This is a genomic window from Paenibacillus pinihumi DSM 23905 = JCM 16419, assembly GCF_000422505.1.
Classification (GTDB): Bacteria; Bacillota; Bacilli; order Paenibacillales; family Paenibacillaceae; genus Paenibacillus_D; species Paenibacillus_D pinihumi.
This window is the reverse complement of record NZ_KE383866.1, coordinates 143,694-164,738: the sequence shown is the minus strand read 5'-3', so window position 1 is coordinate 164,738 and position 21,045 is coordinate 143,694. Positions and strand designations below refer to the sequence as shown.

The 21,045-nt window shown below is 45.4% G+C and carries 18 protein-coding genes; 9 read left to right on the top strand and 9 right to left on the bottom strand.

The window, feature by feature from the left end; genetic code table 11:
* Positions 1–25 precede the first annotated feature (25 nt).
* Positions 26–994 (bottom strand): biotin synthase BioB, encoded by a 969-nt coding sequence (gene bioB / locus H583_RS0124475; protein WP_036711029.1) that lies wholly within the window; start codon positions 992–994, stop codon positions 26–28.
* Between the two features lie 419 nt (positions 995–1,413).
* Here bioB and H583_RS0124470 point away from each other — a divergent pair, with 419 nt between their 5' ends.
* From H583_RS0124470 to H583_RS0124455, 4 genes are all read left to right on the top strand, one after another.
* Positions 1,414–2,103 carry a response regulator transcription factor gene (locus H583_RS0124470; protein WP_028562785.1) on the top strand — a complete coding sequence of 230 codons (690 nt, stop codon included), beginning with the start codon at positions 1,414–1,416 and terminating at the stop codon, positions 2,101–2,103.
* Positions 2,097–3,227, top strand: coding sequence for a sensor histidine kinase (locus tag H583_RS0124465; RefSeq protein ID WP_051236944.1), 1,131 nt, complete (start codon positions 2,097–2,099; stop codon positions 3,225–3,227). The genes H583_RS0124470 and H583_RS0124465 overlap by 7 nt, the downstream gene beginning before the upstream one ends.
* Before the next feature lie 180 nt (positions 3,228–3,407).
* Positions 3,408–5,354: an ABC transporter ATP-binding protein gene (locus H583_RS0124460; protein ID WP_028562783.1), complete on the top strand. Its 1,947-nt coding sequence runs from the start codon at positions 3,408–3,410 to the stop codon at positions 5,352–5,354.
* The gene (locus tag H583_RS0124455; RefSeq protein ID WP_028562782.1) at positions 5,354–7,156 is read left to right on the top strand and encodes an ABC transporter ATP-binding protein/permease; all 1,803 of its coding nucleotides are present in this window, start codon (positions 5,354–5,356) and stop codon (positions 7,154–7,156) included. Before H583_RS0124460 ends, H583_RS0124455 begins: the two co-directional genes overlap by 1 nt.
* A gap of 84 nt (positions 7,157–7,240) precedes the next feature.
* Here H583_RS0124455 and H583_RS0124450 read toward each other — a convergent pair whose 3' ends face one another.
* Positions 7,241–8,074, bottom strand: coding sequence for an AraC family transcriptional regulator (locus H583_RS0124450; protein ID WP_028562781.1), 834 nt, complete (start codon positions 8,072–8,074; stop codon positions 7,241–7,243).
* Positions 8,075–8,204: 130 nt separating this feature from the next.
* Here H583_RS0124450 and H583_RS34145 point away from each other — a divergent pair, with 130 nt between their 5' ends.
* A complete protein-coding gene (locus H583_RS34145; RefSeq protein ID WP_036710919.1) occupies positions 8,205–10,142 on the top strand; it encodes a glutaminase domain-containing protein in 1,938 nt (645 codons plus the stop codon).
* Positions 10,143–10,209: 67 nt separating this feature from the next.
* Here H583_RS34145 and H583_RS0124440 read toward each other — a convergent pair whose 3' ends face one another.
* Positions 10,210–10,776: a TetR/AcrR family transcriptional regulator gene (locus tag H583_RS0124440; protein WP_028562780.1), complete on the bottom strand. Its 567-nt coding sequence runs from the start codon at positions 10,774–10,776 to the stop codon at positions 10,210–10,212.
* A gap of 150 nt (positions 10,777–10,926) precedes the next feature.
* Between H583_RS0124440 and lpdA the strand changes: the two genes are divergently transcribed.
* The 4 genes from lpdA to H583_RS0124420 all read left to right on the top strand — a co-directional run bounded on the left by lpdA (position 10,927) and on the right by H583_RS0124420 (position 16,031).
* Positions 10,927–12,306: a dihydrolipoyl dehydrogenase gene (lpdA, locus tag H583_RS0124435; RefSeq protein WP_028562779.1), complete on the top strand. Its 1,380-nt coding sequence runs from the start codon at positions 10,927–10,929 to the stop codon at positions 12,304–12,306.
* 32 nt (positions 12,307–12,338) lie between these two features.
* On the top strand, positions 12,339–12,971 hold the full coding sequence (locus tag H583_RS0124430) for an HlyD family secretion protein (protein ID WP_028562778.1): 633 nt from the start codon (positions 12,339–12,341) through the stop codon (positions 12,969–12,971).
* Positions 12,955–14,136: an ABC transporter permease gene (locus H583_RS34140; protein WP_051236942.1), complete on the top strand. Its 1,182-nt coding sequence runs from the start codon at positions 12,955–12,957 to the stop codon at positions 14,134–14,136. The genes H583_RS0124430 and H583_RS34140 overlap by 17 nt, the downstream gene beginning before the upstream one ends.
* Positions 14,137–14,687: 551 nt before the next feature.
* A complete protein-coding gene (locus tag H583_RS0124420; protein ID WP_028562777.1) occupies positions 14,688–16,031 on the top strand; it encodes an ABC transporter substrate-binding protein in 1,344 nt (447 codons plus the stop codon).
* 139 nt (positions 16,032–16,170) lie between these two features.
* On the opposite strand, the gene H583_RS0124415 is transcribed toward H583_RS0124420, so the two are convergent.
* The 6 genes from H583_RS0124415 to H583_RS35640 all read right to left on the bottom strand — a co-directional run bounded on the left by H583_RS0124415 (position 16,171) and on the right by H583_RS35640 (position 20,933).
* The gene (locus H583_RS0124415) at positions 16,171–16,827 is read right to left on the bottom strand and encodes an AroM family protein (protein WP_028562776.1); all 657 of its coding nucleotides are present in this window, start codon (positions 16,825–16,827) and stop codon (positions 16,171–16,173) included.
* 16 nt (positions 16,828–16,843) lie between these two features.
* Complete coding sequence (locus H583_RS0124410; RefSeq protein ID WP_028562775.1) at positions 16,844–17,608, bottom strand: amino acid ABC transporter ATP-binding protein; 765 nt, start codon at positions 17,606–17,608, stop codon at positions 16,844–16,846.
* Between the two features lie 39 nt (positions 17,609–17,647).
* Positions 17,648–18,304 (bottom strand): amino acid ABC transporter permease, encoded by a 657-nt coding sequence (locus tag H583_RS0124405; protein ID WP_028562774.1) that lies wholly within the window; start codon positions 18,302–18,304, stop codon positions 17,648–17,650.
* A 97-nt stretch (positions 18,305–18,401) separates the two neighbouring features.
* Positions 18,402–19,271: a substrate-binding periplasmic protein gene (locus H583_RS0124400; protein WP_028562773.1), complete on the bottom strand. Its 870-nt coding sequence runs from the start codon at positions 19,269–19,271 to the stop codon at positions 18,402–18,404.
* 357 nt (positions 19,272–19,628) lie between these two features.
* Entirely contained in the window at positions 19,629–20,006 is a 378-nt protein-coding gene (locus H583_RS0124395; RefSeq protein WP_028562772.1) for a VOC family protein, read from the bottom strand.
* 177 nt (positions 20,007–20,183) lie between these two features.
* Positions 20,184–20,933, bottom strand: coding sequence for a DUF5666 domain-containing protein (locus tag H583_RS35640; protein WP_154665978.1), 750 nt, complete (start codon positions 20,931–20,933; stop codon positions 20,184–20,186).
* Between the last annotated feature and the right edge of the window lie 112 nt (positions 20,934–21,045).

The window sequence follows — 21,045 nt, the reverse complement described above, 5'->3', positions numbered from 1 at the left end:
ATGTTTCCTTCCAATACTCTCTGCCTCAAAGGGCACACAATTCGATTTCGAAGCCCAAATCCTCGATAATTCGGTGGTCGCTTGTCACTTCCTGGCCTTCTGTTGTCAAATAATCACCGACGAAAAGCGAATTGGCTGCGTAGAGGGAAAGCGGCTGCAGCGAGCGAAGATTCACTTCCCGGCCGCCTGCGACGCGAATTTCCTTGGACGGGCAGATGAAGCGGAACAACGCCAACACTTTGAGTGCTTTCATAGCCGGGGTACGGCCCGAATTTTCGAGTGGAGTCCCGGGAATGGCATTCAGGAAGTTGATTGGAATCGAGTCGGCATCCAGTTCACGAAGGGCGTAAGCCATCTTAATAATTTCTTCGTTTGTTTCTCCCATGCCGATTATGACGCCTGAGCAGGGCGACAATCCGTGCATCTTCACCTTGTTGACCGTATCCACCCGCTGATCGTATGTATGTGTCCGCGTAATTGACGGATAATTGGCTTTGCTTGTGTTGAGGTTATGGTTATACCGGTGAACGCCTGCTTCCGCCAGCATCTCGGCTTGTCCGTCTTTCAATATGCCAAGGCACGCACATATTTTAAGCGGCAATGTTGCACGGATTTCTTTTACCGCTTCAATGACTTGTCCCAGTTCCTTGTCTGTCGGGCCTTTGCCCGACGCAACAATACAGTAAGTGCCCGCCTTGCGGTTCATCGCTTCATGCGCACCAGCAAGCAATGTCTCCTTGTCAAGAAGTGTGTATTTTTTGATGGGCGCCGTTGAGACGATTGATTGCGAGCAGTAGCCGCAATCCTCCGGACAGAGGCCGCTTTTGGCATTGAAGATCATGTTGAGCTTGACTCTCTTGCCGTAGAAGTGCTTGCGCACCAGGAAGGCCGCTTGCAAAATGGGGAGTACTTCATCGTCGTCTGCTTCCAGTACGGCAAGCCCTTCCTCCGCCGTCAGACATTCCCCACTAAGCGCACTCTGTGCCAATTCCATCCAATTCTTCACTGCCTCTATCGTTGTCAATGTGAATCACCCTTCCCATTTCGTTCAGATTCTTTTTATGTAAAAGTACAAAGGATCATTCATGTAAAATGTCCGATGCCATGGCCCCAGACGTTCACTCTCCAAGTTCTATTATTTAATTGTTAACCAATATTGCACAAAATAAGTTAACAATCATACTGACATTCTAACAAACAGAAAAGCGTCTTGTAAAGTAAATGTTAACCGATAATATAAAAAAGAGTTAACAAACATCGGCCTCAACGATCACTTGAATAACACCCCATCCATGAAGTCATACTAATTTCTTGAGCCATCGTTTCCTGTTATTAAACAGTTAGATAACAAAATTTTGTTCTTAACAAAGATCTAACACGGAAGCAGGTATACTGGATCAAGGGGGAGAGACTATGAGAATCTTGGTTGTTGAAGATGAGATCGAATTGCAAGAAGCCATAGCAGACGGACTGCGGATGGAAGGATATGCAGTGGATACATGTGATAATGGCGAGGATGCTGTAGAATTCGTATTTTGCGAAAATTATGATATTATCATCCTGGATTTAAACCTTCCGAAAATGGATGGTTATGAGGTTTTATTGAGAATTAGAGAAGACAAGCCTGACATAAAGGTGATCATCCTCAGTGCCCGGGGCAGTGTAGATGATAAAGTAAAGGGACTGGATATCGGGGCTAATGACTATTTGTCGAAGCCCTTTCATTTTGCTGAATTGGAAGCGCGTATCCGAAATCTGTTAAGACAAAAATTTGTTCACCAGAATAATATTATTTCTTGTGGTCATATAAGCATTGATCTGTCAAAACGGACTTCATGGATCGGCGACACGGCTATTCATTTAACCAAAAAGGAATTTGCAATTTTAGAATATTTTCTTTTAAATCCGGAACGGGTGATCAGTCAAGAAGAATTAATGGAGCATGTCTGGGATCAAAATATGAACCATTTTAGCGGCTCTGTCCGAGTTCATATCGCCTCTTTGAGGAAAAAACTGAAAGCCATCCTTCATGATGACCCTATTGCGACAAAGATTGGTGAGGGCTACAGAATCGTAAACGGGAAGTGTGATGAATCGTGCTGAAGAAAATCTCGATTCGTTTGCGTCTGACCCTGGTCATTGTAGCGGTTTTAACGATTTGTTGTGTCATCTTAACCTTGACCCTCAATATATCTGCGGTCAAATTTACACACAGACTTCCCAGTCCAATAGAAAGCAGTGTTCTGAATACAAACAGCAGCGATTACATGAAGCAGACGGAAATGATTTTAACCGGTAGAATGCCTTCTCATGAAACTGCATGGCAGATTTACCATAAGGAAAGCATTTTATATATGCTTCTTACGATTATCGGAGGAGGCATATTCGCCTATATTGCAACCGGACATGCCTTAAAGCCGCTGAACGATCTTAATGAACAGGTAATCAACAGAACGGTACACAATTTATCGGAGACGATGCCGGTTCCTCCTGCAAATGATGAAATTGCAGGGTTGACTGCATCTTTTAATACGATGACGGATCGTCTGAATGAGGCATTTTTGATGCAGCAGCGTTTTTCCGCAAACGCGGCGCATGAGCTTCGCACCCCTTTGACCGTACTTCGGACAAAATTGGATGTGTTCCGCAAAAAAAGCACACATCCCATAGATGAATATAATGCACTGCTTGCGACAATCGAGAAACAGACAAGTAGGCTAAGCGGGATTGTCCATAATCTGTTGGAACTGACGAATATACCGGAGAACTTCGATAAAGAAGCCTTTGATCTAATAGATACCCTTCAGGATATCGTAGAGGAGCTATCACCAATCGCTGCCGAAAAAAAATTGTCCTTGCAACTGCTAAGCGATGAAAGCCGGGTTTTGGGAAACCGCGATTTGCTTTATCATGCTTTTTACAATTTGGTGGAGAATGCTATTAAATATAATTTTCAAAATGGCCACGTTCTGATTCGTAGCTGGTCGGACCCGACACAGACGACCATTCAGATTGTAGATACGGGCATAGGCATTCCCGAAAAGTTCAAAAAGAATATTTTTGAGCCATTTTATCGTGTGGACAATTCACGTTCAAGGAACCTCGGGGGTGCCGGCCTCGGACTTTCCATTGTAAAAACGATCATCAACATGCATGACGGTGAAATACATTTGACAGACAATAAAGGAGGCGGTTGTTGTTTTGAAGTTACTTTGAAAAAAAATTAAAGTGATATCTGGTGGCGTACACCCCTTAAAACGTATCCGTTTTAGGGGGTGTATTTTGCAATGTTCAGGGATATTGATATTCGATTTTACTCTTAACAAGGATTTAATGCCGTACAAGGTATATTACCTGTATCCCGCCAAAACAGGCGGATGAGAAACCACAATACAGGAGGAATAGGCATGTTTCGAATTTCTGATGTTTCAAAGAAATACAACGGCGAATTCGTCTTGAATAACATTTCATTTACGATAGCCAAAGGATTGAATTTCATTTTCGGAGCTTCCGGGAGCGGCAAAACCACGCTGCTCAAAATCATTTCCGGACTGGACCAGGAGTTCGAGGGTGAGGTTACTTATGAAGGCAAACCGGTTAAAGGCCTCCAGCCAAATGAAAAAAGCTATTTATACAACAACGTTTTCGGATTTGTCTGGCAGGACTTTCACCTTCTTGAAGAATTGACGGTACTCGAAAACGTCTTGCTGCCCACTTATTTGAAAAGCAAACAGCATGTCAACCAAGCCAAACAGCTATTGAAAGATTTGAAACTGTCCGGGCTTTCCGGCAAGCAGGTCAAATATTTGTCAGGCGGGCAAAAACAGCGTGTGGCCATTGCCAGAGAACTCATGAAAAAGCCAAAAGTGATTATTGCTGACGAGCCAACCAGCGCGTTGGATGAAGAAACTGCAAAGATTACGATGAATATATTGCGGACCATTTCTCAATATACAACTGTGATCGTTGTTACTCATGATGTTTCCCTTTTTCGGGAAAAGGATCATATCTACGAGTTGGACAAAGGAGAGCTTATTCACGCCGAGCACAATCATGACAATGCAGCAGTAATAGAGCCCAAAGATTTTGTCGCGCCTGTCATGACGCTGGGCCAAGCTTTCAAGATGGCAGTTACCCATATGAAACGAAACAAAGGCCGATTCGGTGTATCCGTCCTGACGATGCTGATCGCTTCTGTGTTGCTGCTGACCACAATTAGCGGCGTAGTGGGCAACCAGAGCCAAAATGCTTTTGATGACCTTTTTAAAACGTACGGGGACAGCTTGCTGGATATCGAACTGTACAAAGGTTTTACCAACAGTGACGGCAGCGGGAAGAGCAGCGGAAATTCCGGCGGGCCGGATGTCACTGTAGATCAGAATATCAGCGGCCTGTCTGACAAGCTTAACAATGATCCCAGGGTGGAATTCACCGCTCTCTTGTATCCGTTTAGAGACATCGTCATTAATGTTGACGGACAGGAGCATGCGGTAGAGTCCAGCAACTCCATGCCGAAATTCAACAAACTGCTTGCGGGAAAGATGCCGGCAAACAATGCCCAAGAAGTCGCAGTTCCAGAGAATTTTGTCCAAAATTTGGGGCTGGCCAATGAAGATATTATAAACAAGAAGATCACCTTCTCGGCCACGATTTACAATCAGAATACGGGTGAGAACGTTAACGTGTCGACCAGTGTCACCGTTGTCGGGGTCATAGATACAAAAGTTGTTTATGAGAAAGATGGCAAGCCGTTTGACTATTCCATCAAAGATAGTTTTTTCTTTGACACGGCTACGCTGCAGGAGTTGCGAAAACAGGCAGGCATTCTCGACAATAATATCAACTTCCTTATTCGTCCGAAAACGCCAGCTGATATGATTTCCATCAAAGATGAATTATTCAAGCAAGGCATAGTGCCTTCGGGACGTTTTACCGTTGTTGAAGACTTGTTAAAGCTAAATAAGCAAGCTAACGAGCAGAGCGGATCTGCAGGCCGTGTGGTTGGGATGCTGGCATTCGTGCTGCTGATTGCTTTAACGCTGGTTACTGCGCTGCTGCGAAAACGCGAGTATGCGATTTGTATGACAAGCGGCTTTATTAATCGCCATTTAAACAAAGTAAGCTTTATGGAAGTGTGGATAGAGGCACTGTGCGCCATTCTTTTATTGTTTGTTTGCTCACCGCTTATCAGCATGTTGACGCAGTCTCTCTTTTCTGTCAGCCTATTAAGCTCCCGGATGCTTCTGACGGGCGTTGCCATTATCATCTTTATGACGGCTATCGTTTTTGGTGTCAAAGCCATTGTTTACGGAACGACGAAAATTACAGCAACACTGAAATCAGGTGAACGCTAATGATCCAAATTAAACATTTATCAAAAGCATTTGGGAAGCTTTCTGTTTTTGACGATACCGATTTTTCCTTTCCGGGCAGGGGACTGATATGTTTGCTTGGCGCTTCGGGTTCCGGGAAAAGCACACTCTTTAATCTGCTGGCTGGATTCGACCGGAACTATACAGGGGAAATAACGGTTCGCGGCACCGATATCCGTCAATTATCAGAAGCCGATCTTTGCGCCTATCGGCGGGAAGATGTAGGGTTTGTTTTTCAGAACTATCATTTGTTAAGCGGATATACTGCACTGGACAATGTGATGCTGGCCTGTGAGTTGAATGCTGAGGGGAAGGAGCAGAACCTGCGAAGTGCGCAGAACTTGCTACAAACGCTGGGCCTGGGGAATAAACAGAATGCCAAAATTGAAGATCTGTCCGGGGGGCAAAAACAACGGGTGGCTATCGCACGGGCGCTCATTAACAACCCATCCATGGTTCTGGCTGATGAGCCGACAGGGGCGCTTGACCGAAGTAATGCCAGTGAAATGATGTCCCTGCTAAAAGAGATTTCCAAGGACAGGCTGGTCATCGTCATTACGCATGATAAAAAAGTATGTGAATTTGCGGATGAAATCATTCAAATCAAGGAAGGCAAAATTTTAAAAACAGAACCGGATAAAGAGGAGATTGTCCATAAGCATGAATTGCGGCCCATTGCGGCAGGACGCTCTGTAAAACCGAATTTGCGCAAACTTGCTTTTAAAAATTTCAGTATCCGTCTGATGCGATATCTTGCCGTCAGCCTAGCCGTTTCAATCGGGACGCTTGGCTTTATTCTCTCATTATCATCCGGCAATATAATGAATCAGGCTATTGCTGATTTCAAGGACAAAAACTCAGCTTTCAATAACGGATATATTAAAACAGAAGATATGAATACCGTTTTTGCAATGCTTCAGAAGGATGTCCGCCTGGAAAATGTATATCAGCAGTATATTTTAAAGGATATCACCCTGACCATGAATGGCAAAAGTGAGGTGATGGCTGCGAAATATCCGCTACCCAAAGCTACAGAAAGCATGGCCTTCGGCCATATGCCGGCAAGAGGAAAAAATGAAATCGTAGTCAGTCCCAGCCTTGCAAAAAAATTTACGGGTGATTTGAGCAAACTCATCGGACAGAAACTCATTTTGACCTATAACGGGAAACAGTATTCCCAAACCGTAGCCGGTATTTTTAACGCGTATTATGATGACTTTTTTGTCAGTTCGGATGTGGAACAAGCTTTATATGAGGGGATTAATAATGAAGAGAGCTATTCTATTAGTTATGATGTCATAAACTTCGAAGATATTGTTCAGGTGAGTGAAGATTTGCGCTTGGAAAACATTGAAAGTAAAAATGCATCCAAAGAAGTGCTGGCCCTTCAAAACACCTTTCAAGGGCTCAAACAATTGTTTCTGGTGGTATCATGCCTGATTCTCCTCATTTGTATTGGACTTAGCATGCTGCTCTTGTTCAAATTGCAAAATGCAAGGTATAAAGAGGTCGGATTGCTGGCCGCATTAGGATTTCATAAAAAAATGATCCGGAAGGTTATTCTTAATGAATACGCTTGTTTGTCCGCAGCGGCTGTCGTATTAAATGGAATACTCATTGCCGCCTTGGATTTGGCGAGCAGGTTATACGAGATTCCGGTTCAAATTTCAGGGATACAGATAGCCGCTTCAATCTTAAGCACGGTGCTGATGATTATCGTCATGAGCATGCTGGCGAGCTATAGGCTGATCCATACCGAGCCGGCACAGGCGCTGAGAAAATAGAGTAGCCTGGAATGGGATTATAAGCATTGAACCGAAAAGGGAAAGCACTTCTTATAGAAGGCTTTCTCTTTTTTCAGCCCTCCGTTACTCACGATCGCCGCCATATACGTTTTTATTATTTTTGTTGCGGTATTCAGACGGAGAAACGCCGACAATGGCTTTAAAAGACGAAGAAAAATAATGCTGGTCCGCGAAGTTCAGCTTTGTGGAAATTTCATTGATATTGAGGTTCGTATTCAGCAAATATTGCTTGGCAAGCTCGATTTTATGTGTTCTGTAATAGGCGTAAGGGGTGATTCCATACGTTTCCCGGAACAGCTTGATGATGTAATTTTTGGAATAGCCGAGCTCTACACACACATCATTAATATCCAGCCGGTTCTCGATGTTGGTGTCCAGACATAATTTAATTTGCTCAGCGGCGGAAAGGACTTTATGGTCCAGATGATTTTTTAAATGCAAAATGATTTTCAACAGCATTACAGACACTTCGTCGATCAGTTTGGAATAGTTTTTTTGGGTCGCCGACGAGATGTTGATGATTTCATTCATGTAAGAAAAAATATTACAGTCCTTTACGATATACGTATCTGCAGGCAGGTACTGCTTGAACAAATATTCGGCAAATGCCCCGTAAAAAACGACCCAAATTTTGATCCAGGGATGCTCCGCACTGGAATAGTACGTATGATCGCTGTTTCGTGTCAAAATATAAACGTCATTTTTTTGCGGGTATACAATTTGGGAATTGATTTCCAAAACACCACTGCCGTCGATGATGTATTCAAACGAAAACAGGTTTTCCCCGTGCCGCTCAATCCGGTAGTTTTTATCGCAATATGAGATTCCTGACATGACAACATTCAATGGGAGCTTGGGATCACACAGATGCCAAAAGTTATAAATTTTCTCGTGCATGATGATAATCCTCACATTTATTATTATTTTCCCTATTATAATACACGATTTAGCATGATAAATTAAACCATAATCAGTGTAGCTGATTTGCAATCATACTGAAATCATGTGAAAACAGGAGGGTTTTAAAATGAAAATGCGGGCTCCGGCTGTTCCATTAATCACCGTTGATCCTTACTTTTCCGTTTGGTCAATGGGGGATAAACTGCATGAATCGGACACCAGGCATTGGACGGGTAAGCCTCATCGTTTAACCGGAACTGCTGTTGTGGATGGCAAAGAGAATCTCTTTATGGGCGTTAATCCAAACATCCCGAAACTCGAACAAACAGGTCTGGATATAACTGCACTCTCAACCCGATACAATTTTGCTTGTGACGAGGTTCAATTAGAAATCATATTTACTACGCCTCTTCTGATGGATGATTTGAAGCTGCTGTCCAGACCGGTATCTTACATTCATGCGGAAGTGAAAACCAATGACGGGGAAAACCATGATGTGACGATTACGTTTACGGTCGATGACGAGCTGTGCCAAAATTTAAAATATGAATTTCCAACCGTATATACGGACCTCACTGAACGAGGTCTGGCCTGCGGCAGGGTGGGGAGCAAAAGTCAGCACATATTAGCCCAATGCGGAGATGACATTAGAATTAACTGGGGATATGTGTATCTGGCTTCCAATCATGAAAAGGCTGAAATAAGGGCAACAGCGGCTGTCAATGATTACAATACCCTAAACCATACCATGGTCCTCTCGATCCCGTTAAATACGGAGGAACATACCGAAGGACTCGTTGTTGTCGCCTATGACGATATCAAATCCATTGAATATTTCAAGGAGCCGCTCGATGCCTATTGGAAAAAAGACGGGGGAACCATCGAAGACGCAATCACCCAAGCGTTGAACGAGTACGACAGTCTTTATGAAAAATGCGAACAGTTTTCATTGAAGCTGTATCAGGAGGCGGTGGAAGCAGGCAATGAGAAGTATGCTGAGCTGGTGTCGCTGGCGTACCGGCAAGCTATTGCGGCCCATAAAATATGTATAGATTCCGATGGGGAGGTGTTGTTTATCTCCAAGGAAAACTTCAGCAACGGCTGCGCTGCAACTGTTGATGTGACTTATCCGTCCATCCCACAATTTTTGATCTATAATCCTGAACTGGTAAAGGGGATGCTTCGTCCAATTTTCAATTATGCTTCAAGGGATATTTGGCATTATGATTTCGCTCCCCACGATGCAGGTACGTACCCTCTTGTAAACGGGCAAGTGTACAGCCATGGAACATGCCCGACGTGGCAAATGCCGGTAGAAGAATGCGGCAACATGCTGATTTGCACAGCAGCCGTGGCGATTGCGGAAAATGACGCTTCGTTTGCGTTGGAGAATTGGAGCCATTTGGAGACATGGTGCAGTTATCTGATTAAAAACGGCGTGGATCCGGACAATCAACTATGTACGGATGATTTCGCAGGCCACTTGGCCCATAACTGCAATTTGTCAATCAAGGCCATCATGGGGATTGCCGGCTTTTCCATTCTGAACCGAATGGCAGGGAAAGAAGAGAAGGCGGAAGAATTATTGAAAGTCGCCAGATCCATGACAGATAAATGGCTGGCCATGGCAGCAAATGAAGACGGGACGTTCCGTCTGGCGTTTGACCGTCCCGGCTCCTTCAGTATGAAATACAATGCCGTTTGGGACCAAGTCTTTGGATTGGATTTATTCCCTGAGGATACATTCAAGGAGGAGACGAAAGCCTACAGGGAACAGCATTCCGGTCTGTATGGACTGATGCTGGATAACCGAAACACCTATACCAAATCTGATTGGCTGGTGTGGAGTGCCACGCTTTGTGATCGTGAGGAGGATTTCACGTCCATTGTTGATCGTCTGTGGCATGCGTATGATCAGTCGGAAAGCCGCGTTCCCATGACCGATTTTTATTCAACGACCGACGCAAAAATGGTTGGTTTCCAAAACAGGTCGGTGCAGGGCGGTTTATTCATTAAGCTTCTGAAACAAAAGGGAATTTGCAGATTTCAAACGGCAAATTTGTAAATGTCTGAGCAATAAGACGATCTTCTCGGATCGTCTTATTTTTTGATTAGGATATAAGATTATACGCTCAGGATGCCAGCAACGCATAGGCTTGCTGCTTCCCTGAGGCAAGCAAGCTGTCACTAAGTTCAGAATCATGAACAGAACGAGCCAATACAACTGTCCCAACCAGCAGACTGAGCAATGCACTTCCCTTTGAATAATCGATTTCTGCCAGTCCGCAGAAAAAATCAATCATTTGCTTTACCTCTTGAGTAAAGACGTGGCGAACCTCTTCTGACATTCGGGAGATTTCACCGGAAAGAGCTGGGAGGATGCATCCCATCTCGGTTTGATCACGATGGTAAGCACTAAGATAATAGCGAATAGCCGCATGAATTTTCGGTTCCTTCACCTCCTGATCAGCCGCCTGCTGCAAAAGTGAAATGGTATCACGTATGGCGTATTGGCAAGCTTCCAAGACCAGCTGCTCTTTATTGCTAAAATGGGAATAGAACCCCCCATGTGTAAGACCAGCGCCTTTCATAATAGCAGGGACGCTGATATCGCGTATTCCATTCGTACGAAATGCTTTGGCAGCACTCTCAATAATATGCCCACGTACTTTTTCCATATGGCCTTTAGGATATGGCATAGCAATCACCTCTTAACGATAGTTGTTTGTAAAATATTATAATCATCATAATGTAGGCAGTCAATTTTAGAAGTAGACGTTGACGCTTTTAAAATATTATGACTATAATATATTATGTTCATCATATTTTAAATTTGGAGGTGTACGTAAATGAATAAGTTTCACCAGATCGATACATTGGTTATTGGCTCAGGTCCGGGGGGTTATGCAGCGGCAGTCAGATCGGCGCAGCTTGGTTCAAAAACAGTTATTGTAGAGCGCGGCCAAATAGGCGGAGTCTGCACCAATGTAGGGTGTATTCCCTCCAAAGCATTAATTGGAGAAGCGCATCGCTATGAAATGCAGGCGCAATTAAAAGGTGTTGAGAATCCTGCTTCCTTTACAGATGCCCAGAATTTTAAACAGGCAGTTGTAAATAAACAGGCAAACGGGGTTCATTTTTTGCTAAAAAACGCCGGAGTTGCGATTCTGGAAGGAGAAGCAAGCTTTATTGATGACCATACGGTTGTTGTCAAGAAGCCAGGAACTGAGGAGATTGTTTCATTTAAACATGCCATATTGGCAACCGGTTCTCGTCCGATAGAGCTTCGGGCATTCCCATTCGGAAATCGTATATTATCTTCAACCGGAGCACTGTCGCTTGCTGATATTCCAAAAAGCCTGGTTGTGATCGGTGGCGGCTATATTGGCGTTGAGCTGGGACAAATGTATGCCAAATTTGGCAGCAAGGTCACGATTTTGGAGGGAGGTCCGCAAATTCTTCCTGGGTTCGAAGCGGATCTTGTCGCTCCTGTCTTAAAGCAGATGAAGACTGAAGGAATTACCATCATAACAGAAGCTGCTGCTGCCAAAGCAGAGCAGGGGGTGAATGATATTACCCTTTATTATGCTAAAAATGGAGAGCAGCAGTCGATTACAGCTGAATATGCGTTAGTAACCGTTGGGAGAACACCGAATACTGACGGCAGCCTGGGGCTGGATCGTATCGGCCTGCAGACAACGGCCAGAGGATTGATTGACACAGACACGCAATGCAGAACGGCAATCCCCCATATTTTTGCAATCGGGGATATTATCAGCGGTCCGGCGTTGGCCCATAAAGCCTCTTATGAAGCCAAGGTTGCAGCCGAAGTGATTGCCGGTGCAGCTTCCGCCCTTGATTATAAAGCGATGCCGCTTGTCGTTTTCTCCGACCCGGAATTGGCGAGTGTGGGCCTAAGCGAAACAGAATGCAAAGCAAAAGAGATTCCGGTTGTTGTCGGGAAGTCTTCTTTCGGCATTAACGGCAGGGCATTGGCGCTGAAAGCGGCGGAAGGGTTTGTCAAAGTCATAGCGGATTCGGAATCCGGGGTTTTATTGGGCGCGCAAATCGTAGGGGCAGAAGCGTCGACCCTCATCTCGGAGCTTGCTCTGGCCATTGAAATGGGGGCGAACGTGGAGGATTTGGCGATGACCATCCACCCCCATCCTACATTAGGTGAAGTGATTATGGAGGCCGCTGAAAATGCGGTTAAAAAAATGAAGAAATAACAAAGAATCAGATTCAGAGGGAGAATCGGACCATGAAGGCAAAATCCTCTTTATATTTTATCATCGCAATCCTGCTTGTTGCAGGAGGCACTCTTCTTGCTGTGAAAGGGACAGATGCCGTCAGCAAGGCGGAGAACAGAAAACAGGCTATCCTTGAAACGGAGCAGAAAAATGTGATTTATGACAAAAACCCGGGGGAGATTGTCAAAGTTCATGCAGCGATCGGGGATTTCGTCAAACAAGGTGACCTTTTATTTGAAGTGAAAGCTGCAGAAGGAGGCGAGACAGATGTATTGGCGCCAACTGAAGGGGTGGTTAGTCAAATCGCAGTAAAACCGGGAGATCGGGTTGGCCCGGGTCTGCCGGTTGCCATTATACAAAAAAATGATTACTATGCGGACTTTTATGTACCAGAAAATCAGATTCAAAAGCTCAAGGCCGGTCAAAGCATTAAGATTCGTTTTCCTTATGTGGAGCACTCCGCCGAGATTGGCGGGGTTGTGGCTTCGGTTGCGACCGCTCCACAGTTTGCGAGTTTGCGCATGACGCGTGAAAGAGGGCAGGCAGACTTGAACATGTATGCCGTCAGAATTTCCGTAGATGCGGCAGCTGATCTGTTGCCGGGCATGACTGCAGAGGTGAACCTCGATGAAATCGCTAATTGACGAGTGGAAGCACGTAGCGGGCAGCAAATATGTCATGGGGATTTTTATCGCTCCGCTCATTGCAGCCATATTTTTCGGGTTTATGTTCTCCCAAAATCAGATTAGCGAGTCGCCTGTTATGATAATTGACGAGGATCATAGTGCGTATTCAAGAGAATTAATTTCCAAATTGGATGCATCCCAATATATGAAGGTGACCAATGTATTTCCAAACCGGATTCCTCCTGAAACCCTGCTGGCTAATGAGCAGGCTGTCGCGGTAATTGTGCTTCCTGCCGGGCTGGAACTGCGCAAGCTGCAAGGATTGTCATCCAATGTTGGAATATTAATGGACAATTCAATGCCTTCAGGCCTTACAGGTATTCGAACGGCCATTCAGGAAATCGTTACGACGGAAAATGCGACGCTATCCATGACCCGCCTTGCCCGGCAAGGTTTTAATGCCCAAACGTCGAAAGGGCTGATTGCTCCTTTGTCGCTGCAGCAGCGAATGCTGTTCAACCCGACTACAAGTCTTGTCGGAACAATGGTTATCGGATTTGTAAATATTGTCGCTCTAATGCTTACAGCTGGCGCCACAGCGTCCATAGTTCCACGACTCCGTAAAGAAGGGAAACTGATTGCAGGCGGATATTCTCCTCTCCAGCTTTGGTTGCGCACTGTTCCTTATGCAGTTCTGACAACCATTTCGCTGCTTCTAAGTTACGGGGTATTGAAGCAGGCAGGAGGCTTGCGCTTTGCAGCAGAGCCTTATCTATTCGCCGTCCCGTTACTATTGTATTCTTTCTCTTTGTCCTTGCTGGGAATGCTTCTTGGCTATTCTGCCAAAGACCCGGCGAAAGCAGGATCCAGGACCAGTCTGATTGTATATCCTTCTTTCCTGGTTACAGGCATTCAGTTAAGCCCGCTTGCATTGCCGCTATTTTTCCAGGTTACTGCCTGGCCGTTGCCGATGAACTGGCTTAACCGCATTCTGCGCGGCATGGCATACCGGAACGGGGAGTTGGCCACCTATAGTTTAGAAATGGGCGCCATGCTGATTCTTATTGGAGCCGCGTCGTTATTCATCGGCTTGCTGCTGCTTCGGGAGAAGCGTAAATCTAATATCAGCAGCGCCGGACAACATGATGAAGTGAAAGGTTTGACTATTGGCAGCCAAGCTTGATCAATGATATACAAAAGCAAAGGATCTCATCAGGCAAATTGAGGGGGACGTCCCAAATTTTCAACAGGCACTTGATTGCTGCCTGACAGGAAAGCTATCAGGGATAAGACACCTGCACATCTATATAACAAGACAGGAATGAATATTCAGGTTCATTTCTGTCTTGCTTTTTCATGAAGTGCTATTCATTTTGAGTGAAAATTTAAACCTGCGATAAACCTTGAGTTTAAGAGGACTTTCGCGGGTTCTTTGATTTTTCTTCCTGATCTTAACGGCTGCTATTTTTCCGAATCGTGTATGAATCTCTTGAATTGAGAATCACAGCTTACATACTTTTTCCTTACTTTTTCTATATCTCCTCCAAATGTTAAATTGCTCTTGTCTGTATAGTATGAATTATAAGTCAGACAAAATGGGGCCTTGCGTTATAACTTTTACGAGTTGTAACAAGCATGAAGGTACAGAGATGGAAGGAGAGATGGGGCGAATAGGAGATCGAGGTAAATGAACAGGCATTGAGATGGCAGCTTAAAGTGAAAAGGATGATGAAGTTGAAAAAGACGATGAAAACCCAATGGACATTTCTGGCGCTGGCAGCCCTCATGCTTGTAACGGCTTGCAGCAGCAAAACAAATCCGGATGCAGGTCCAGATATTAAAACACCGGACGGCAAAAAGACAGTAGTGGTTTCTGTTATGAGTAAGGATGCTTTCTTGGAGAATGCGGCCAAAAAATTTGAAGAGCTGAATCCGGATATTCATATTGAAATCAAAGAGCATCTGGCTAATCCGGACTTGGGCAATGGCATGAGGGCCGCTTTGACAAAAGCAGATATAGAAAAATATGTTCAGACTGTTACAACAGAGGTGCTATCCGGTAAGGGCCCGGATTTAATCGCAATGGATCTGTTGCCGGAAGACAAATTTATCGAGAAGAAAGTGCTGGTTAACTTCAATGAGAAGTTCGCAAAGGATCCTTCCTTTGATAAAAATCACTATTACCAAAATATTCTGCAATCCTCCTGGAACGGGGATGGACTTTACTCGATGCCGATTTCTTTTTATGTCCAAGTGATGCAAGCGAACGCTGAATTATTGAAGAAACACAATGTTAATATCGATGATCAGACATGGACATGGGCACAATTTGCGGACATAACCAAAAAAATGAAAGAGCAAGCAGGCAAAGAGTATTCAGCCTTTGTGAATCCCTACCAGATTATGGCGGATTTCATTACTGATAATTATGCAACATTTGTCCAAAAAGGGAATGTCAGTTTTGATTCTGATCCGTTCCGGGACATGATGAATCAGGTCAAGAAGATGTATGATGAAAAACTGATAGAGGCCTCCTATAATGATATGGGCAAAATGCTGTTTAGTCTGAGTGCTTTTAATGATCCGAAAAGATCTTTAATTCAAATGCTGGACCCGAAAAAAGGATTTTATATGAAGCCTACCCTGAATGGGCAAGGGAACGGCCTGGAGCTTAAGTCCTTCATGAATTTTGGTTTGAACAGCCAATCCAAAGTTGAAAAGGAAGCATGGGAGTTCCTGAAATTTATGCTATCGGAAGAAATACAAACTTCCCCGGATCTGAACGGATTTCCAGTAAATAAGGATGCAACGGAAGCGAAATTGAAAGAGGCCGGACAATCCCTGGATCAGGACGAATCGGCAGCAGACATTGAGATTCCGGATGAAAAAACATTGAATGAAACTCTTCAGGCGATACAAAATATTTTGAATAGCAAGCCGCAAGAAAAGAACAATGTAGATTCGAAAGTGATCGATATTTTCTTTGAAGAGTTTGATCCATTCCTTAAAGGACAGAAGTCAGCTGAAGAAACGAGCAAGCTCATTCAAAACCGGGTGAAAACGTATTTGAACGAATAGTGAGTGTTGGCGGGACAGCCTCAGGTCGTTATGCAATGACGGCAGAGGCTGTCTTTTTCCATTTTGGGAGCCGTCTATAGCAAGTAATTTCGGAAGAGAAGACAGTTGGCTAGCCCAAGGATAGGGCAAGCTTTAAAGCTTAATGCGCAACCAGCATTTGCGCTGCCGCATGCGCAGCGAGACTTGAGGGCAGCCATACCGGAATTCGCAGATCCCGGAGCAGCATCTGCTGCAAGTCAGAGGAGAAACTGATGCAGTCCAGTACGACCTGCCGGACACCAGCGGAGCGGAGCTTGCCTGCGAGCAGATGATTGCCACCAGACACCGAAGCGGTCATGATGACGGGCTCGAAGCCTGCCAGCCTCCAGCGCCGATCCGCTACACGATGCTGACTGTCAGCAGGTACGATAACACCGAGTCTGCCGCCTGCTGCAACCGAACGAACTGCTCCTTCCAGCAGACGGCCCGGAAGCAATACAGGTACTGGCGACAGAATCGGCGGGAAATCTCCGGCGCATAGCAGAACGATCAGACATGCTCCGGTATCGGCCAGCTTGCAGGCTTTCGCAGATAGCGGAGCAAGCAGAGATTCCTGCTGGACAATGAGCGCTCCGTCCCTGGTAACAACATGGAGCGGGCAAGTGCCGTGCATCAGCGTCAGTTGTTGGATTTGCTCCTCTGTGAATTCATCCAGCCCGCCTTCCATCAGGATAGGTACATGTTCCGGGACATAGGTATGAAATAATGCTTTGAGATCATCTCTTGGGCTATGCCCCAGTGTCAGTAATCCAAGCATGTGCTTGCCTCCATGCTTAACCATGGAGGCTGCTGAAAAAGCGTGTCAGCCTCGGGTTATCCCGAGATTCAAAAATAACTTCCGGTGTTCCTTCAGCAACAATTCGTCCTTCTTCCATATATAGCACACGGTCGGACACCTGACGCGCGAACCGCATTTCATGGGTCACTACAATCATTGTCATTCCGTCTTCGGCGAGCTTGGTCATCATCTGCAGCACCTCACCCACAAGCTCCGGGTCCAGGGAGGAGGTTGGCTCATCGAACAGCAGCACACTTGGTTCCATAGCCAGTGCCCGTGTAATGGCGACACGCTGCTGTTGCCCTCCTGAGAGCATGCCCGGATAATCATTTTTCTTCTCTAGCAGGCCTACACGTGCCAGCAGCTCCTCTGCATGACGGGTGGCTTCACGTTTTGACTTCTTATTGACTTTGATCGGACCCTCAATAATATTGTCCAGCACAGTCTTATGCTCCCACAGATTGAAATGCTGGAACACCATCCCGACCTTGCTTCTGAACTTGCTCAGTCTGAATTTGGAGAGGAAGGTCAGCTGATGGGCTCTGTTAAGTGCATAGGAGACAGGCTTGTCATCCAGTATAATCTGGCCGGAGGAGGGAATCTCCAGCAGATTGATCATGCGCAGCAGGGAGCTTTTCCCGGCTCCACTGGGACCGATAACCGAAACGACTTCTCCTTTTTGAATGGAGAAATTCGTGGGTTGGACTACCGTTTTCGTACCGAATGTCTTGCTAAGATTCACCAGCTCAAGTACCGGCATGGTTCTAACCTCCCTGAATAGATAAGCGGCATCAGCCGATTATTTGCGGCCCGCATGAAGCTTTAATTTTCTTTCCGTAAAGATTTGCAAAGTCATCAGAATGCTGGTCATGCACAAGTACAGTGCTGCTGCTACGCCAAGGGTTTCAAAGGGCAGGTAGGTGCTGCTGAACTGGCTTTGCGCATTGAGCATCAGGTCGGGAACGGTAATGACCGATACCTGGGCCGATTCTTTAAGCAGTGCGACAGAATTGCTAATGTAAGTTGGCAGAATGAACCGGACAATTTGCGGAATTCGAATGCGGATCAGAATTTGCCACGGTGTCATCCCGATGGCCTCCGCAGCTTCAATCTGGCCTTTCGGGATTGCGAGCAGTCCTGTCCGGATGATTTCCGCCTTATAAGCGGCAGCGTTGAAGGAGAGGCCCAACAATCCGGCGGCGAAGGCGGACAATGTGATGCCGAACGGGGGCGTATAATAGATAAATACCAGTACCATTAATATCGGAACGCCCCGGAATATCCAGATGTAAGCGGCAGCCGCAAACCGGATCAGTTTATTAGGGGACAGGCGGAGCACAGCCAATAAGAAACCGAGCAATGTCCCGATAATAATGGCCAGTATTGAAATTTCAAAGGTGACGACAGCCCCTTCTAGCAGATAGGGAAGTACTTGAGCGACGGTTTCAAAGTTCAATCCAATGGCTCCTTTCTCTAATTATTGCATGTACAAAAAACGGCATCGGCCTCCGGGCCCGGCAGCTTACACGACCGGTGCGGAGGCCGAAAAGAGCTTATTTATCAAATTGCAGTCCGAAGTGCTCCTGAGCAAGCTTTTGGTAGGTTCCGTCCTGTTTTTTCTCCAGAATGATTTTATCGATCGCTTCCTTCAGCGCCGTATTGTTTTTTCGGAGAGGGATCGCGACATCCACAATGGTATAAGGCTCTCCTGCGATCTCCAGCTTGGAGCCGTCAGGGGACGTTTTGATATAATCGCCTGCTGCATCACGACCGATCGAGACGAGGTCGACGCGCTTGTTGATCAGATCCTTGAACAGCTCTGTTCCTCCCGGATATTCCTTCATTTCTTTGTAGCCTCCGATGTTTTTCACAACGGCTTGTGCTGTAGCTCCTCCGATCACACCGACAACTTTGTCTTTCAGATCGTGAATATCAGCAGGGTTGTTGCCGCCTTCCCTATTGATAACCGCGACCACACCATCACGCGCATAAGGCTCGGTAAAGTCTACCGATTTTTTCCGTTCATCTGTAACGTTTACGCCAGCCAGCAAAATATCAAATTTCCCTGCAAGCAGACCTGGTGTAAGACCGGAAAATTGGCCGGTTACAAACTCGGGTTTAACACCCAGACCTTCGGCAATAATTTTACCCCATTCAATATCGAAGCCTATCAACTCGTTTTTTTCATTCATATAGTTAAAAGGACGATAGTTCCCGCCTGTGCCAATCACGATTTTTCCTGCCTTTTTGATTTTATCCAGTGTATTCTCGTCTGTGCTTGTGTCCTTGCTTCCATTTTCTTGCCCTGCGGATGTTTTGGAATCTGTACCGGAGGAGGCAGGAGCGCTTGACTGCTGTCCGCAGCCTGCCAGAAGAATGACCAGTGCGAGTGTTAGAGTGAGTAACGAGGTAAGCTTTTTCATTGGAAAACCTTCCTTCATTCGTAGTCATATTAAGAAAAATTGGATGCACTGCAGTCTATGTAGGTTGAAATCGCCATCCTTTCGTAACCAGACCCGCCATTTTAATTGTGCTAAATTCGCTGTTGATACGGAGCGGATTCCTCCATTCGAATTTAATGGATTATCAAATTTCGATAATCTATTATCAAAGTATTTTCAAATAATATAATCCCATTAATCATAGTTGTCAAGTGGGTATTATGAGATTATTTACCATGCTAAACTGCTTTAAAGTTAACCTGTCATTAAAAAAACTCCAGGCGCAGCAGCGATGAAAGCAGAAAACACCGCTTGTGGCCTGGAGTTTATGGATTGAAATTAGGAGTCCCATTCGAGTAACTCAAGGCGATTTCCGAACGGATCATGTAAATAGAACCGCTGCACGCCTTCTTCGTCTCTGGCGTCATCCTCGATCACGAACAAATTGTGCTTCTTCAGATGAAGGTGCAACGCGGCAATATCCTTCACAGTGAAAGCAGGATGTGCCTTGGCGGCCGGCCTAAAATCCATCTGGACACCAATATGCACCTGATGGATGCCACATTGAAACCAGACACCGCCGCGTGGCTGCAAACTTGCCGGCTTTGGAATCTCGGTCCAGCCAAGCAGATCCCCAAAGAACTTGCGCGATTCCGCCTCGCATCCCGGAGGGGCTGCCAATTGAATATGATCGATGCCTTCAAATGTAAACGTCATCTGCATTCTCCTTATTGTTCCGTTGTGTGAAACTGAGTTTCGTATTATTAAGTCTATTTTATAATAAATGCATTTGAAATTCCATCTTAAATATATAAATATTGGAATATGGCAGCAAAAAAATCCCCTTCAAGACAGTTAATCATGAAGGGGGGAATAATGATGCCTTGGGAGCTATTATTTTTGTGCGCCAAAGTTATTGTAGATTCGTTCAGCGGTTACTTTGCCGCTGCTAACATCCTGTGAAGTATAACCGGAGACAAAGTTCCCGACTTTGAATTCTTTGCTCACGAGCTGATCAGAAGGTTTTGGCGCAGTAGGGCCTGTAATGCCAAACTCTGTATCCTGGGTCACAGTAACCCACAGGTCGCCAACTTTGAAGCTGTTACCGTCTTTGCTGACTTCAGAAATGACGCCATCGATATTAGCTAATGCTTTGCCTTTAACAGGTGCTTGACTTGTTGGCGCAACAGGGAAGTTATTATAGATCCGCTCAGCTGTTACTTTGCCAGTGCTCACGTCCTGAGAAGTATAGCCGGAGACAACATTCCCGACTTTGAATTCTTTGCTCACGAGCTGATCAGAAGGCTTTGGCGCAGTAGGGCCTGTAATGCCATACTCGGTATCTTTGGTCACAGTAACCCACAGGTCACCGACTTTGAAGCTGTTACCGTCTTTGCTGACTTCAGTAATGACGCCATCGATATTGGCCATTTGCTTGCCTGTTGTAGGCGGCTGCTTGGTTACAGGCGGTTGATTCGTTACTGTGCCCGGCTGATTGTCCGCTACATTTGGCAGTCCAGGTGTCGTACTTTGCGTGCTGGAGTAGATCCCGAGTGTAAGTACAGCGCAAGCGGCAAGACCAGCAGACCAGGCAATAATTGTTTTTTTGTTGGATTTATTCGAAGTTGTAGTTGTATTTTTCATGTTAATTTCTCCTTTAATGTTGGATGATTGTTTCATATTTTTTTGTTCCTGACTTAGCCGTTGCAAGGTTCTCTCTTGAAAATCCTCGCTGATTTTTAATCGAGACATCGCC